Annotated in this window: 1 protein-coding gene; it reads left to right on the top strand. The window is 59.5% G+C overall.

Annotated elements, in window-relative coordinates; all coding sequences use genetic code 11:
- A partial coding sequence (locus tag SB751_RS35120) for an FCD domain-containing protein (RefSeq protein ID WP_410749630.1) occupies positions 1 to 237 on the top strand: 237 nt, incomplete at both ends.

The raw sequence follows: 237 nt of genomic DNA, 5'->3' as shown, positions 1-237 counted from the left end.
ACCGCGTCCAAGGCCGACGTCGATTTCCACGCCGCCATCACCGCGTCGACCCATAATGCTTACCTGGTCGCCTTCAGCAGCTTTATCGAAGGGCAGTTGCTTACTGCACGCGAGATAGGATGGAAGAATTCAGCCAAACTCACAGACGGGCCGCGGCCCGCGCAGGTAGAGCATCAATTGTTGTTCCAGGCCATTCATGCCAAAGATCCCGAACGCGCAAGGCAGGCGGCGGCTGCC

Source organism: Cupriavidus sp. SIMBA_020 (assembly GCF_046535395.1).
GTDB lineage: Bacteria > Pseudomonadota > Gammaproteobacteria > Burkholderiales > Burkholderiaceae > Cupriavidus > Cupriavidus campinensis.
The sequence above is the reverse complement of the archived record's forward strand: the minus strand, read 5'-3'. Positions and strand labels throughout refer to the sequence as shown.